Source organism: Streptomyces sp. NPDC050145, assembly GCF_044460245.1.
Classification (GTDB): Bacteria; Actinomycetota; Actinomycetes; order Streptomycetales; family Streptomycetaceae; genus Streptomyces.
In genome coordinates, this window is record NZ_JBITJS010000013.1 from 239,705 (window position 1) to 255,137 (window position 15,433).

Consider the following 15,433-nt stretch of genomic DNA (forward strand, 5'->3'; position numbering starts at 1 on the left):
GCTCTCAGGGGCGCGGGACTGTGCCGTTCAGCGACTCCGCCGCGGAGCGCGACCGACGCCCCTGGGGCGCACGAAGTGCGCTCTCAGGGGCGCGGGGAACTGCGCGATCAGCCACGACGGCGCGGCAGTCGGGAACGAGCCGCGGCCGCTACGGCGCGTGGCCGCGGGGCGCGCGACTCGTCGGGGCCCCAGCTACGACGTCACCGCCGTAGGGGCCGAGGATCGTCGCCGGGTGCGCCACCGTCGTGGTTGCTCGCGCAGTTCCCCGCGCCCCTGAAGACACGCTCCGCGTGCCCCAGGGAGCCGGAGACGGCTACTCCGAGACCACCAGCACCGGCGTCTCCCGGTTCAGGACCTCGCCGCGGAAGAACGCCGGGCTCCGGCGGCCCATGACCAGCATGATGACGACGCCGACGAGCAGCAGTCCGACGCCGATCACGAAGACGGAGCCGACGCCGAGGACCGAGGAGCCGCTGCCGTACGCGGGGTTCCACATGTCGACGAGGGTTTTGACGAAGACGGCCGTCAGAAGGACCCCGCCGAGGAGCGGGAACAGGCCCTTGAAGGCGAGGTCGCGGAAGGACCCGGTGAGCTCGCGGCGGAAGTACCAGGCGCAGGCGAACGCCGTCAGGGCGTAGTAGAAGCAGATCATGAGCCCGAGCGCGTAGATCGTGTCGACGAGCACGTGCTCGGAGACCAGCGTCATGACGGTGTAGAAGACGGCGGTGGCGGCGCCGGCCGTGACGGTGGCGCGGCCGGGCGTCTTGAAGCGCGGGTGGACCCGGGCGTAGGAGGCGGGCAGCGCCTCGTACGTGGACATGGCGAGGACCGTGCGCGCGACGGGGATGAACGTGGTCTGGAGGCTGGCGGCCGCCGAGGCGAGCACGGCGAGGAAGAGCAGGATGCCGAGGGCGGGCCCCATGACGGGCCCGGCGAGCGCGGCGAAGACGTTGTCGGAGGTGTCGGGGTTGGCGAGCCCGAGCCCCTTGCCGCCGGAGCCGACGATCATCTGGGCGGCGATGCCGGTGGCGAGGTAGGAGCCGACGAGGACGACCATCGCGATGAGCGCGGCCCGCCCGGGCGTCTTCTCGCTGCCGATGGTCTCCTCGTTGGCGGTGAGACAGGTGTCCCAGCCCCAGTACATGAAGATCGACAGGGAGAGCCCGGCGGTGAACGCGCCGAAGGACTGCACGGCGAACGGGTTCATCCAGGACCAGGAGAAGTCCGCCGAGGTGGGAAAGTCGGCGGAGCCGGCCTTCGAGATCGCCATGACGACGAAGACGGCGAGGACGACGAGCTGCAGGCCGACCAGCGTGTACTGGACACCCTTGGTGGCGGTCATGCCGCGGTAGCTGATCGCGGTCGCGGCGGCGATGAGCGTGAGGCACGTGACGATGTGGACGGCTTTGTTGCCGTCGAGCGCGGCGATGGAGTCGTTGTTCGTGATCTCGCCGGCGAGGAGCCAGAAGTACGAGGTGGCGACGCCGGCGAGGTTCGACAGGACGATGATCGTCGCGATGACGAGGCCCCAGCCGCACATCCAGCCGACGCGCGGCCCGAACGCCTTCACGGTCCAGGTGAAGGAGGTGCCGCAGTCCGGCATGACCTTGTTGAGCTCGCGGTACGCGAAGGCGACGAGCAGCATCGGCAGGAAGCCCGCGAGGAAGACGGCGGGCATCTGGAGCCCGACCTCTCCGGCGGTGGAGCCGAGCGTCGAGGTGAGGCAGTAGACGGGCGCGACGGTGGAGACGCCGATCACGGCGCTGCCGAGGAGTCCTACGGAGTTCCCGCCGAGGCCCTTGCCCCCACCGGCGGCGGCCGCGGCCGCGGGGGTGTCTGCGGCCCGCGACGTCGAGGGCCCTGCGTCCAACTGAGTCATGAACAGGACGTTAAATCCTGCGATTTCCACGTTTGAGCCGTTTACCCCCAGTTGACCTTCATGGGAATCAATGGCTCGCGCAGCCTAATGCATTCAGTCGCATAACCATGACCCCGGGGCCACCATCGGATCAAAGGCGAACCCGGCCGCGCGCCCGAGTTCGGGAATCGCAGCCGGGTCCGTTTTGCCCGTTCAGAAAATTTCCGTGCGAACTACATCACTTCACGGAACCCACCGGCTCCGTCACTCATCGCCCCGGCGGGACGGCGTCACCCGGGCCACACGATCGACTGGAGCTCGCTGTACGCGTGCAGCGCGTAGGAGCCGACGTCCCGCCCGACCCCGCTCTTCTTGAAGCCGCCGAAGGGCGCCTCCATGTTCCGGGCGATCGTGTTCACGCCGACCCCGCCGGCCCGCAGCCGCCGCGCGACCCGGAACGCCTTCGCGACGTCGCCGGACCACACGTAGTCGATGAGCCCGTAGTCGCTGTCGTCCGCGAGCGCCACCGCCTCGTCCTCGTCCCCGTCGAACGGCACGACCGCGACGACGGGCCCGAAGATCTCCTCGCGGACGACCCGCATGTCGTTGGTGCAGTCCGCGAGCAGCGTCGGCGCGACGTAGAACCCGGTGCCGAGACCGTCACCGTCCGGCCGCTCGCCGCCCGCGACGACCGTGGCGCCCTCCTTGCGGCCGAGCTCCACGTACGACTCGACGCGGTCGCGGTGCGCGGCGGAGATGACGGGCCCGACGACCGTGCCCTTCACCCGCGGGTCCCCGACCTTCATGAAGCCGATGTAGCCGCGCAGCTTCTCCACGAACGCGTCGTACACCGACCGGTGCACGAGCGCCCGGGTCGGGGCCGTGCAGATCTGCCCGCTGTAGAAGGCGTACGTGGTGCCGATCCCGGCGACGGCCGCGTCGAGGTCCGCGTCGCCGAAGACGATCGCCGCGCCCTTGCCGCCCAGCTCCATCAGCTGCCGCTTCATGGACCGCCCGCACACCTCGCCGATGGCCTGCCCGACGGCCGTGGAGCCGGTGAAGCTGACCATGTCGACCTCGGGCGCCTCGACCGCGGCCTGTCCGACCTCGGCGGCGGACCCGCTGACGACGTTGACGACGCCCGGCGGCACCCCGGCCTCCTCCAGGGCGGCCGCCATCCGGAACACGGACAGCGGGTCCTGCGGGGCCGGCTTCACGACGACCGTGTTGCCCATGGCGAGCGCGGGCGCGACCTTGCCCGCCGGGTTGGCCCACGGGTTGTTGTACGAGGTGATGCAGGTGACGACGCCGACCGGCCGGCGCAGGGCGAGCGCCCCCACGACGCCCGCCTTCCCCATCGGCCCGGCCTCGTTGATCTGCGGCGGCAGCCCCTGCTCGACCGGCTCCAGGGCCCCCTTGGCGTAGCGCCGGAACCGGGCCACGCCCACCGCGACCTGCATGCCCCGCGCGGTCGCGGAGGTGGCCCCGCTCTCGGCCTGGGCCAGCACGGCGTTCGCGGCGAAGTCGCGCTGCATGAGGTCGGCGGCGCGGTCGAGGATCGCGGCGCGCTCCTCTGGCCGGGTCCGCGACCACGGCCCGAACGCGTCCGCGGCGGCCCGCGCCGCGTCCCGCACCTGCTCCTTCGACGCCTCGGGCGCGGGCCCGACGACCTGCTCGCTCGCCGGGTCGATCACGTCGTAGTGCCCGCCGCCCGGCTCGACCCACTCGCCGCCGACGAACAACCTGCCTTCTGTGTACGTCACTTGGTGCTCACCGTCCGTGTGTCCTGTCCGGAGCGCAGCACCTTGCCGGGCACGGCGCCGCTCACCACGTCGTCACGTATGGCCTCGACACCGTTGACCCACACGGCGTTGATGCCGAGGGCCTTGGAGTCCAGGCGGGGGCTGTCGCCGGGCAGGTCGTGCACCAGGGTGGCCTTGCCTGCGTCGATCGCCTCCGGGTCGAAGAGGACGAGGTCGGCGTGCCAGCCCTCCTGGATCCGGCCGCGCTCGCGCAGCCCGAACAGCTGGGCCGGGTCGTCGGTCAGCATCTTCACGGCCTGTTCCAGTCCGACGAGCTTGCGCCCGCGCAGACAGTCCCCGAGGAAGCGGGTCGTGTACGGGGCGCCGCACATGCGGTCCAGGTGGGCGCCGGCGTCGGAGCCGCCCAGCATGACGTCCTCGTGCTGCCAGGTCTCGGCGCGCAGTGTCCAGGAGTCCGGGTCGTTGTCGGTGGGCATGGGCCACAGGACCGTACGGAGCCGGTCGGCCGCGCAGATCTCGACGAGGCACTCGAAGGGCTCCTGGCCGCGCTCGGCGGCGATGTCCTTCACGACCCGCCCGGTCAGGCCCTCGTTGGCCTCCGAGTACGTGTCCCCGATGACGTACCGCCCGAAGTGCGCGAGCCGCCGGAAGACGCCGGCCTCCTTGCTGTCGGCGCGGCGCAGCATCTCGGCGCGCACGTCCGGGTCACGCAGCCTGTCGATCCGCTCGTCGACCGGGAGGCCGAGGATCTCGCCCCAGCCGGGTATGAGGTTCAGTGCGCAGAAGGTGCCGAGCGACATGTTCATCGGCGTGAGGATCGGCATGGTGAGGGCGACGATCCGGCCGCCCGCCTTCCGGGCCCGCTCGCTCGGCACGAGCTGGCGCGGGACGCGCTCCGGCACGGCGGCGTCGATGGTGAGGACGTTCCAGTTGAGCGGTCGTCCGGCCGCCGCGCTCATCTCGACGAAGAGATCGATCTCGTCGTCGTCGAACTGGTCGAGGCACCCGGCGACGATCGCCTCCAGCTGTGTCCCCTCGTGCTCGCCGACGGCCCGGCTGAGCGCGATCAGTTCGGCGGGCAGCGCGTGCCGCGAGGCGACGGGCGCGCCGTCGCCGTCCGAGTGCGTGGACGACTGCGTGGTGGAGAGCCCCCAGGCCCCGGCGTCCATGGCCTGGTGGAACAGCTCCAGCATCTGCTCCATCTGCTGCTCGCTGGGCTGTCCGCCGACCGCGTCGGCGCCCATCACGTAGCGGCGCAGCGCACAGTGCCCGACCATGAAGCCGGCGTTGACGGCGATCCGTCCGTCGAGCGCGTCGAGGTACTCCCCGAACGAGTTCCAGGTCCACGGGGCGCCCTCCTCCAGGGCGACCAGGGACATGCCCTCGACCTTGGACATCATGCGCCGCGTGTAGTCGGCGTCCTCGGGCCGCGCGGGGTTGAGCGGGGCGAGCGTGAACCCGCAGTTGCCGCCCGCGACCGTGGTCACCCCGTGGTTGAGGGAGGGCGTGGCGTACGGGTCCCAGAACAGCTGGGCGTCGTAGTGGGTGTGCGGGTCGACGAATCCGGGCGCGAGCACGAGCCCCGAGGCGTCCTCGCTGCGCCTGGCCTCTTCGGCGACCTGGCCCGGCTCGGCGATGACGGCGATCCGTCCGTCACGGACGCCGACGTCGGCGACGTAGGCGGGAGCGCCGGTCCCGTCGACGACGGTGGCGCCCTTGATGAGGTGATCGAGCATGCCTGTGCTCCCAGATGTGATCGGTTCTGGACGACGTCCCCCTGTCACGGGGCTCCGCCCCGGACCCCGCTCCTCAATCGCCGGAGGGGCTGGATGTACAGCGCCCCGGCTCTCCTGTCCGGGAGGAGGAGAGCCGGGGCAGCTCAGCGGATCAGGCCCCGGCCTGATTCCGGAACCGCGTCGTCCGGTGGACCGGATCCGTGTCGATCTTCGGAATGACGTGCTCCCCGATCAGCTTGATCGAGTTCAGCGTGTCCTCGTGCGAGATCCCGATGGGCAGCCCGAAGGACAGCTGGTCGGCGCCCGCCTGCTCCCAGCGCTTGCACTGCTGGAGCACCTCGTCGGGGTCGCCGCAGATCATGAGCTCCTCGGCGATGAGGAGTTCGATGATCTCCCGGTTGTACTCGGGGAGCACCTCCGGCCACTCGGGGATGCCCTCGGGCCGCGGGAAGGTGTCGTGGTAGCGGAAGACCAGCGACTGCAGGTAGTTGAGCCCGCCGTTGACGGCGATGTCGACGGCCTTGTCGTGGGTCTCGGCGCAGATCGCGGTCGAGGTCACCATGACGTTGTCGTTGACGAAGTCACCGATCGGCTCGGCCTCCTGGATGGCGGTCTTGTACTGCTCCAGGACCCACTCCATGTCGGAGACCTTCTGCACGCTGAAGCCGAGGACGCCGAGGCCCTTCTTGGCCGCCATCGCGTACGAGGCCGGGGACCCGGCGGCGTACCACATGCCCGGGTGCGACTTCCCGTGCGGCTTGGGGAAGATCTTGCGCGGCGGGAGCGACCAGTGCTTGCCCTGGAACCCGACGTACTCGTCCTGGAGCCACATCTTCGGGAACTCGGCGATGGTCTCTTCCCAGATCTCCTTGGTGTAGTTCATGTCCGTCACACCGGGGAAGAAGCCGAGGATCTCGTGCGAGCCGGCCCCGCGCCCGCTGCCGAACTCGAACCGCCCCTCGCTGAGGTGGTCCATCATGGCCACCTTCTCGGCGACCTTCACCGGGTGGTTGACCTGGGCCAGCGGGTTGAAGATGCCGGACCCGAGGTGGATGCGCTCGGTCGCGTGCGCCAGGTACCCGAGGAACACGTCGTTCGCCGAGAGGTGCGAGTACTCCTCCAGGAAGTGGTGCTCGGACGCCCAGGCGTACTTGAAGCCGGACTTGTCCGCCTGGATGACGTACTCGGTCTCGTTCATGAGCGCGCGGTGCTCGGCGGTCGGGTCTGTCAGCGCCTGCTTGCCCACGTATCCCTGTACAAAGAGCCCGAATTCCAAGGAGGTTCACCGTCCTCGTCAGTTTCTGACGAACCGTCAGATTGGATGTCACGACTGTTCCACCGGAGCAGGTGACCGTCAATACCTGACGCAACGTCAGCTCGGTGGTCGCCTGCTCCTCGTCCTCACAGGACGCTGACCCCGGCCAGCCAGCCGCCGTCGATCACGAACGGCTGCCCGGTGATGTACGCCGAGTCCTCCTCGGCGGTGAGGAAGAGCGCGAGCCGCGCGACCTCCTCGGGCTTGCCGACCCGGCCGAGCGGCACGAGCTTGCGGTACAGCTCGTCGAGCGCCTCGGCGGCCTCCTCCGTGTTCGCGGTGGGGTCGAGCTGCGACGGATTGCTCATCGCGGTGTCGATCGCGCCGGGGCACACGGCGTTGACCCGGATCTTCTTCGCGGCCAGCTCCAGCGCGGCCACCCGCGTGAGCCCCACGATGGCGTGCTTGGTGGCGGTGTACGCGCCGACGTACGCCATGCCCGTCACGCCCGTGTAGGAGGCGGTGTTGACGATGGTCCCGCCGCCCGCGGCCTCGATGACCGGCGCGACGGTCTTGATCCCCAGAAAGGCGCCCACCTGGTTCACGTTCACGATCTGCTGGAACTCGTCCAGTGGCGTGGACGTCAGCTCGTTGAAGCGCAGGATGCCGGCGTTGTTGACCAGCCCGTCGATCTTGCCGAAGGCACCGGTGGCGGCCTCCACGGCGGCCTGCCACTCCTCCTCCTTGCTGACGTCGAGATGGACGTGGACCGCGCCGCTCCCGATGTCCTTGGCGACGGCCTCGCCCTGGTCGTCGAGCACGTCGGCGATCACGACCTTCGCCCCCTCGGCCGCGAACAGCCGGGCCTCCTTCTCGCCCTGTCCGCGGGCCGCGCCGGTGATGAGCACGACGCGCCCGTCAAGCTTTCCCATGGTCGATCTCCTTCGCTCGGGGTCCTGGTGGATCAGTCGAGGTGCGGGGCGACCTCGGCGGCGAACGCCGCGATCTGGTCGACGAGCTCGGCGCTGCCGCGGCTGCGGAAGCGGACCTGGATCTGGTCGACGCCCATCGCGGCGTACGCGCGCAGCGACTCGGCGAGCGCGTCCGGGGCGCCGGACAGGGTGCGCCGCCCGACGGCCCACGTGGGCTCGCCCACGTAGAGGGGTTCGGCGATGGCGCCGACGGTCAGCGGGGCCTCGATCCCGGCCTCCGCGCGCAGCCGGCGCAGCGTGGCGATCTTCTCGGGCAGCCGGTCGCGCGGGTCGCCCTGCGGCAGCCAGCCGTCCCCCTTGAGCGCGGCCCGCCGCACGGCCGGCGCGGAGGACCCCCCGACCCAGACCGGCACCCGGCGCTGCGCGGGCCGCGGCCGCTGCCCGAGCCCCTCGAACGCGAACAGCTCCCCCTTGTACTCCGGGAACTCCTCGGGCCCCAGCGCCGCCTTCAGCGCGTCCACACTCTCGTCGAGCACGGCCCCGCGCCGCGCGAAGTCCACCCCGAGCGCCTCGAACTCCTCCTGCACATGCCCGGCCCCGACCCCCAGCACGAGCCGCCCGCCGCTGAGATGGTCGAGGGTGGCGTACTGCTTCGCGGAGACAAGCGGATGCCGCAGCCCCACGATGGCCACGTGACTGAGCAGCCGCACCCGTTCGGTGGCGGCGGCCAGATAGGCGAGGGTCGCGACGGGGTCGTACCAGGTGGTCGACATCGCGTCGGCGAGCCGATGCGGGATGGCGACGTGATCGCAGCACGCGACGTAGTCGAACCCTCCGCGCTCGGCGGCACGGGCGATGGACACGAGTTCGTCCACCCCCGCCGCCGCCTCCCACGATTCGGCGTACATGGTGCTCTGGGACTGGATCGGGAGCTGAATGCCGTACGCGAGCCGCGCCATGCCCGGATCTCCCTGTCTGTGGCGTGTCCAGCCCCGCCCGGCGTCACCTCCGGCGACACCTGACGGGTCGTCAATGACGGTTGAGGCGTCCCATCCTGATACCTGACGACCCGTCAGACAAGGGTGGTGCACCAGGTCCCGCCTCGACGCGCCCGCGCGGGACGACCTACCCTTCCGTGAACCGCACGCACATTCGGGGGAGGGTGCAGGGCTGTGCCACTGGCAGCCGGGGATCCGCGCGTCATCGGGGACTACGTCCTGCTCGACCGGCTCGGGTCGGGCGGCATGGGCGTCGTGTACGAGGCGCAGTCCACGACCGGCCGGCAGGTCGCCCTGAAGGTCGTCCACCAACAGCTGTCCCTGGACGACGAGTTCCGCACCCGCTTCCGCCAGGAGGTCGCCGCCGCACGCCGGGTGAGCGGCGCGTACACGGCCGCGGTCGTGGACGCTGATCCGGAAGCGGCGCGCCCCTGGATGGCGACCTCGTTCGTCACGGGCGAGACCCTGGACCGGCGGATCTTCCGGTACGGACCGCTGCGGGGCGCCGAACTGCGCAGGCTGGCCGTCGGATTGGGCGAGGCGCTGCGCGACATCCATCGCGCCGGTGTCGTGCACCGCGACCTCAAGCCCGCCAACATCATGCTGTCGCCGGACGGCCCCCGGGTCATCGACTTCGGCATCTCGCGGGCCGCGGGCAACCAGACGCTGACCGCGACCGGCCAGGTCATGGGTACGCCGCCCTTCATGTCTCCGGAGCAGTTCAGCTCGCCCAAGGACGTCGGCCCGGCCTCCGACCTCTTCTCCCTGGCCTCGGTCCTGGTGTACGCGACCACCGAGCGCGGGCCGTTCACCGCCGAGAGCCCGTTCATGACGGCGTACCAGGTGGTGCACGAAGAGCCGGACCTGACCGACGTACCCGCCGTGCTGCGGAAGGTGATCGCCCCCTGCTTCGCGAAGCGGCCGCAGGACCGGCCCGGCCTGCGCCATCTGCTCTCGGGGCTGCGCGCGCTGCCCGACGAGGACGAGGTCCCGGACGACGACTCCGGGAGCGCCCACGGGCGCCGGGCCGGTTACGTCCGCACCACCTTCGACCAGCCACGCCTCGCCGACCCCACGCGACGCCGGCGCCGCAGAATCAGGACCGGCGTGGCACTCGCCACGGCCGCCGTCGTACTGGCGGGCGGCGGCGTCTGGGCGGCGTACGAGTCCCGCGACACCCCGGCCCCGGCCGCCGCCCTCGGCGGCACACTCCCCGCGGGCTGGCAGGGGCCCTGGCGGACCGGGGTCCTCCCGGCGGACTGGCAGGTCAGCGGCAGCACCCCCTGGTGCGACAAGGCCGGGGACTCCCTGATGTGCGCGGCCGAGGGCATGGCCGTCACGCGCATCCGGATCAAGGACGGCTCCGTCGCCTGGCGGCACGGCAGCAACGACGAGAAGACCGGCTTCTCGCTGCTCGGCACCGGGGGCGACGTCGTCGTCGAAGGGCGCCTCGCCTACAGCAGGTCCGGCATCCTCTCCGGTGGCAAGCTGCTCGGCGTCTCTCGCACGACGGGCCGCACCCTGTGGACCGCTCGCCAGGACACCGAGCAGGACAGCGTCGCCGTCACCGACGACCTGGTGCTCACCCGCACCACCCCCTCCGCCCCGTTCGAGGCCCGGGACCTGCGCACGGGCGAGCGGCGCTGGACCTTCCGGCCCACCGGCCTGCCGCGCGGCGGCCACGAATGCGCCCCGCACACGGTCGACGGGCGGCTGTTCGTCTCCTGCGTCGCCGTGGACGGCCACGCCGCGGTGTACGCGCTCACCGGCAAGGGCGCCGCCCGGACGCTGTACCGGAAGGCGAGGGCCAAGGGCAGCCTCGTTCCGGTGGCGTCGGACGGCTCGTCCGTCGTGCTCAGCGAACCGACCGCCGACGACGGCCCCCTGCGCTACTACCGCGTGACCGCCTCCGGTGCCACGGCAGACGGCCTCGACCTGACGCTGCCGGTCCGCACCCAGGTCACCGTCACCAACGGGACCCTGTACGCGATCCGGCCCACCGGCCGGGCGAGCGCCCACGCGGTCGCCGACGGGCGGCGCCTGTGGAGCACATCGCTGAACCAGGACGACCTCAGCGCACCCGAGGTCGTGGGCGACGTCCTGCTCACCGCCACCGGGTCCGGCCGCACCGTGGCCGTCGACCGGCGCACCGGCTCCACCCTGTGGAGCACGGACCGGCTGACGTCGGACGGTGCCACCGGCGAGGAGCCGGAGGCACCGCGTGTATGGACGGCCGGCCGCGTCGTCCTGGTCGCCACGGCCGGCGCCCGCCTCCACGCCTTCGACGCGCAGAGCCCGACCCGATTGCCGAAGTAGGGGCCCGCAACGGCACGAACCCCTACGGCACCCAAAGCCCCTCCGGACTCAGCCCCAACAGATCAATCGCATTACCCCGCACGATCCGCTCCACGACATCCGCCTCCAGATGCCCCATCTGCGCCTCCCCGACCTCCTTCGACTTCGGCCAGGTCGAGTCGGAGTGCGGGTAGTCCGTCTCGTAGAGCACGTTCTCAAGGCCGATCGCGTCGAGGTTCTTCAAGCCGAACGCGTCGTCGAAGAAGCACCCGAAGACATGCTCGGCGAAGTACTCGCTGGGCCGCTTGCGGACCTTGTCCGCGACCCCGCCCCACCCGCGGTTCTCCTCCCACACCACGTCGGCCCGCTCGAGGATGTACGGGATCCACCCGATCTGCCCCTCGGCGTACATGATCCTGAGGTTCGGGAAGCGCTCGAACTTGCCGCTCATCAGCCAGTCGACCATCGAGAAGCAGCAGTTGGCGAAGGTGATGGTGGAGCCGACGGCCGGCGGCGCGTCCGCCGACGTGGAGGGCATCCTGCTGCTGGACCCGATGTGCATGGCGATGACGGTCCCGGTCTCGTCGCACGCGGCGAGGAACGGATCCCACTCGTCGCCGTGGATCGACGGCAGCCCCAGGTGCGGCGGAATCTCGGAGAACGCGACGGCCCGCACCCCGCGGGCGGCATTGCGCCGCACCTCGGCCGCCGCCAGTTCCGCGTCCCACAGCGGTACGAGGGTGAGCGGGATGAGCCGCCCGCGGGCGTCGGGCCCGCACCACTCCTCGACCATCCAGTCGTTGTACGCCCGCACCCCGAGCAGCCCGAGCTCCCGGTCCGAGGCCTCCGTGAACGTCTGCCCGCAGAAGCGCGGGAAGGTCGGGAAACACAGGGCGGACTGCACGTGGTTGACGTCCATGTCCGCGAGCCGCTCGGGCACGCTGAACGACCCCGGCCGCATCTGCTCGTAGGTGATGACCTCGAGCTTGATCTCGTCGCGGTCGTAGCCGACGGCCGTGTCGAGCCGGGTGAGCGGCCGGTGCAGGTCCTCGTAGACCCACCAGTCACCGATCGGCCCGTCGTCCCCGGGCGCGCCCATGACCGGCGCGAACTTGCCGCCCAGGAAGGTCATCTCCTTGAGCGGGGCGCGGACGATACGGGGTCCGACGTCGGCGTACTTCTTCGGAAGCCGGTCGGACCAGACGGTCGGCGGTTCCACCGTGTGGTCGTCGACGGAGATGATGAGCGGGAAGTCGGTGGGCATCCGGTCGTTCTGGGCGATTGCGCTCTCCGAGGTCTCCATGGGCTCACGGTAGCGCCGATCTGACGATCCGTCAGCTATCGATTCGGGGCGCACATGCGTGAGATGTCTGTGGTGACTGCCGCCCACGGCTGACGTATCGGTCATGAACAAGGCAAACTGGCGGGGTCGTCCGCGACGCCGCCGACACGGCGCGCCGACTGGACGGCACGAACGGCAGATGTAACGGGGCTGGTGCGGCGGCAGGGGGTCGGCGACGATGGACGGTGTACCGCGGGTACCGGAGCAGCGACGGTCCGGCACACCCGGTGACACCTCGTGGCCGGAGCCGGAGGGTTCGCTCGAGCCTGAGCCCGGACCCGGCGCTCCGGACGCTTCGGACGTTCCGGAGCCGCTGCGCTTCAGCGTGCTCGGACCCGTACGCGCCTGGCGCGGCGCCGACCCGCTCGCCACCGGCTCCCCGCAGCAGCGCGCGCTCCTCGCCGCGCTCCTGCTCCGCGAGGGCCGCACCGCGACCGCCGGTGAACTCATCGACGCCGTCTGGGGCGACGAGTCCCCGCAGCAGGCCCTCGCCGCCCTCCGTACGTACGCCTCCCGGCTGCGCAAGATCCTCGACCCCGGCGTCCTGGTCAGCGAGTCCGGCGGCTACGCGATCCGCTCCCTCAGCGGCGACGCGCTCGACCTCACCGCCGCCGAGTCCCTGTGGACCGACGCGGAGAAGGCCCGGCACGCGGGCGACCTCTGCCAGGCCCGCGCCCTGCTCAGCAAGGCCCTGGGCCTGTGGGACGGCGAGCCGCTCGCGAATGTCCCCGGCCCCTACGCCGAGACCCAGCGCACCCGCCTCGAGGAGTGGCGCCTCCAACTCCTCGAAGCACGCCTCGACATGGACCTCGAACAGGGCTGCCACGCCGAGGCGGTCTCGGAGCTGACGGCCCTCACGGCCGCCCACCCGCTTCGCGAACGCCTCCGCGAACTCCTCATGCTCGCCCTGTACCGCTCCGGACGGCAGGCCGAGGCCCTCGCGGTCTACGCGGACACGCGCCGCCTCCTCGCCGACGAACTCGGCGTGGACCCCCGCCCCGGCCTGGCCGAACTCCAGCAGCGCATCCTCAACGCGGACCCGTCCCTCGCCGAGCCCTCCGCCCCCGCGGCGGAACCGGCGGCGACCCCGGTCCGCCCGGCCCAGCTCCCGGCGACGGTCCCCGACTTCACCGGCCGCGCCTCCTTCGTCGACGAACTCAGCGAGGTCCTGTCCTCCGCCCACTCCGAGACGGGCGCGGGCTCCGTCATGGCGGTCTCGGCCGTCGCGGGCATCGGCGGCGTGGGCAAGACGACCCTCGCCGTGCACGTGGCCCACGCCTCGCGCGCCGCGTTCCCCGACGGCCAGCTCTACGTGGACCTTCAGGGCGCCGGTGCCCGCGCGGCCGAGCCGGAGACGGTCCTCGGCTCGTTCCTGCGCGCCCTCGGCACGGCGGACTCGGCGATCCCGGACTCCCTGGAGGAACGCGCGGCCCTCTACCGCTCGACGCTGGACGGCCGCCGCGTCCTGGTCCTGCTGGACAACGCCCGCGACGCCGCACAGGTACGTCCTCTGCTCCCCGGCACGGAAGGCTGCGCCGCCCTGATCACGGGCCGGGTCCGCATGGTCGACCTGGCCGGCGCCCATCTCGTCGACCTGGACGTGATGTCCCCCGACGAGGCGCTGCTCCTCTTCACGCGCATCGTCGGCGAGGAGCGCGTCGCCTCCGAGCGCGAGGCGGCCCTCGACGTCGTCGCGGCCTGCGGCTTCCTCCCCCTCGCCATCCGCATCGCGGCCTCCCGCCTGGCGGCCCGCCGCACCTGGACGGTCTCGGTGCTCGCGGCGAAGCTCGCGGACGAGCGCCGCCGCCTGGACGAACTCCAGGCCGGCGACCTCGCGGTCAAGGCCACGTTCGAACTCGGCTACGGCCAGCTGGAGCCCGCCCAGGCCCGAGCCTTCCGCCTCCTCGGCCTCGCCGACGGCCCGGACATCTCGCTCGCGGCGGCGGCAGCGGCCCTGAACCTGGACCAGGACGACACCGAAGATGTCCTGGAGTCCCTGGTGGACACGTCCCTCCTGGAGTCCGCGGCGCCTGGCCGCTACCGCTACCACGACCTGGTCCGCCTCTACGCGCGTGCGTGCGCCGAGCGCGACGAACTCCCGCCGGAGGAAAGGGAGGCGGCGATGTCGCGTCTCCTGGACTTCTATCTGGCGACGGCGGCGGGGGTGTACGCGATCGAGCGTCCCGGGGACCGTTTGGTGGATCACCTGGAGCCGACCAGCAGGGCTGGGCTGCGTTTCAGTGACCGGCATGCGGCTCAGGACTGGCTCTACGCCGAAGCCATCACCCTGCTCGCCTGTGTCCAGCAATGCGCAGAGGGCCCGAACCGGCGCCGGGCCGTTGATCTGCTCTGGGCCGCAAAGGACCTGGTCGAGTCCGGCGCCAACTCGAAGCAGTACGAGATGGCCGCGCAGTCCCTGCTCACCGCAGCGGAACAGGACGATGACGCCCTCGTCCAGAGCCGCGCCCTGACCACTCTCACCAATGTCCATCTCGTCGCGGGTCGCTTCGCAGAGGCCGACGAGAAGGCCAGCCGGGCCATGGATCTCGCACAGCTCGTCGGGGACCACGCTCCCCGCTGCTGGTCCGCGAACGACCGCGGCATCATCGCGCTGTACCAGGGCCGGAACGTGGACGGGGAGGCCTACCTGCAACAGGCCATCGAGGACTTCCGGGCCGACCGCAACCTGGCGGGCGAAGCCAGCGCCCTGTGCAACCTGTCGCGCATCCGGCTCGCCATGGGCAACGTCGGCAGCGCGGTCGAGTTGGCCGAGCAAGGGATCGCCATCTACGACGAGTTGGGGCACACACTGCGGGGCGCCAACGGGCGCTACGCCCTGGGGCTCGCTCTCACCGGCCAAGGCCGGGTGAAGGACGCCACAGAACGGCTCTCGGAAGCGCTCGATGTCTTCCGTGACAGCCGCCAGCGCCTCTGGGAGGGCATGACCCTCTTCCGGCTGGCCGAGGCCGACCTGGCTGCCCACAAGCCGGCACGTGCTGCCGCGCTCGCCGAGCAGGCACTCGCCGTCCTGCGTGGCATCGGCGGCGAATGGCGGCGAGGTAACGTGCTCTCCGTACTCGGCAAGGCGCTCGCCCGCGTGAACCAGCCAGGCCGCGCACAGGCGTGCTGGCAGGAAGCCCTCTCCATCTACGTGGAGTTGGGGTCCCCCGAGGCTGAGTCCGTGCGAGCGCTGCTCACTCCGAGCGCGGCCTAGGCCCGCCCACTGCGGGCGCGTTCATCGTTCGTTTATCGCG

At 71.3% G+C, this 15,433-nt stretch carries 9 protein-coding genes; 2 read left to right on the forward strand and 7 right to left on the reverse strand.

What is annotated here, in order from left to right; translation table 11 throughout:
* Window positions 1-313: 313 nt before the first annotated feature.
* The 6 genes from ACIBTU_RS26465 to ACIBTU_RS26490 all read right to left on the reverse strand — a co-directional run bounded on the left by ACIBTU_RS26465 (window position 314) and on the right by ACIBTU_RS26490 (window position 8,503).
* On the reverse strand, window positions 314-1,879 hold the full coding sequence (locus tag ACIBTU_RS26465; protein WP_399128941.1) for an APC family permease: 1,566 nt from the start codon (window positions 1,877-1,879) through the stop codon (window positions 314-316).
* A gap of 269 nt (window positions 1,880-2,148) precedes the next feature.
* Complete coding sequence (locus ACIBTU_RS26470) at window positions 2,149-3,621, reverse strand: aldehyde dehydrogenase family protein (RefSeq protein WP_399128942.1); 1,473 nt, start codon at window positions 3,619-3,621, stop codon at window positions 2,149-2,151.
* Window positions 3,618-5,357, reverse strand: coding sequence for an amidohydrolase family protein (locus ACIBTU_RS26475; RefSeq protein WP_399128943.1), 1,740 nt, complete (start codon window positions 5,355-5,357; stop codon window positions 3,618-3,620). Before ACIBTU_RS26475 ends, ACIBTU_RS26470 begins: the two co-directional genes overlap by 4 nt.
* A gap of 151 nt (window positions 5,358-5,508) precedes the next feature.
* Entirely contained in the window at window positions 5,509-6,633 is a 1,125-nt protein-coding gene (locus tag ACIBTU_RS26480; RefSeq protein ID WP_399128944.1) for an LLM class flavin-dependent oxidoreductase, read from the reverse strand.
* A 125-nt stretch (window positions 6,634-6,758) separates the two neighbouring features.
* Window positions 6,759-7,544: an SDR family NAD(P)-dependent oxidoreductase gene (locus ACIBTU_RS26485; RefSeq protein WP_399128945.1), complete on the reverse strand. Its 786-nt coding sequence runs from the start codon at window positions 7,542-7,544 to the stop codon at window positions 6,759-6,761.
* Window positions 7,545-7,576: 32 nt separating this feature from the next.
* The gene (locus ACIBTU_RS26490; protein WP_399128946.1) at window positions 7,577-8,503 is read right to left on the reverse strand and encodes a TIGR03619 family F420-dependent LLM class oxidoreductase; all 927 of its coding nucleotides are present in this window, start codon (window positions 8,501-8,503) and stop codon (window positions 7,577-7,579) included.
* A 213-nt stretch (window positions 8,504-8,716) separates the two neighbouring features.
* Here ACIBTU_RS26490 and ACIBTU_RS26495 point away from each other — a divergent pair, with 213 nt between their 5' ends.
* Window positions 8,717-10,858, forward strand: coding sequence for a PQQ-binding-like beta-propeller repeat protein (locus ACIBTU_RS26495; protein WP_399128947.1), 2,142 nt, complete (start codon window positions 8,717-8,719; stop codon window positions 10,856-10,858).
* Between the two features lie 22 nt (window positions 10,859-10,880).
* Here ACIBTU_RS26495 and ACIBTU_RS26500 read toward each other — a convergent pair whose 3' ends face one another.
* Window positions 10,881-12,140 (reverse strand): amidohydrolase family protein, encoded by a 1,260-nt coding sequence (locus ACIBTU_RS26500; RefSeq protein WP_399128948.1) that lies wholly within the window; start codon window positions 12,138-12,140, stop codon window positions 10,881-10,883.
* Between the two features lie 217 nt (window positions 12,141-12,357).
* On the opposite strand from ACIBTU_RS26500, the gene ACIBTU_RS26505 reads away from it, so the two are divergent.
* On the forward strand, window positions 12,358-15,393 hold the full coding sequence (locus ACIBTU_RS26505) for a BTAD domain-containing putative transcriptional regulator (protein WP_399128949.1): 3,036 nt from the start codon (window positions 12,358-12,360) through the stop codon (window positions 15,391-15,393).
* Window positions 15,394-15,433: the final 40 nt, after the last annotated feature.

Coding starts and splice junctions, on each gene's coding strand:
- ACIBTU_RS26465 (WP_399128941.1), bottom strand. CDS start 1,879: ATGACTCAGTTGGACGCAGGGCCCTCGACGTCGCGGGCCGCAGACACC.
- ACIBTU_RS26475 (WP_399128943.1), bottom strand. CDS start 5,357: ATGCTCGATCACCTCATCAAGGGCGCCACCGTCGTCGACGGGACCGGC.
- ACIBTU_RS26485 (WP_399128945.1), bottom strand. CDS start 7,544: ATGGGAAAGCTTGACGGGCGCGTCGTGCTCATCACCGGCGCGGCCCGC.
- ACIBTU_RS26490 (WP_399128946.1), bottom strand. CDS start 8,503: ATGGCGCGGCTCGCGTACGGCATTCAGCTCCCGATCCAGTCCCAGAGC.
- ACIBTU_RS26500 (WP_399128948.1), bottom strand. CDS start 12,140: ATGGAGACCTCGGAGAGCGCAATCGCCCAGAACGACCGGATGCCCACC.
- ACIBTU_RS26505 (WP_399128949.1), top strand. CDS start 12,358: ATGGACGGTGTACCGCGGGTACCGGAGCAGCGACGGTCCGGCACACCC.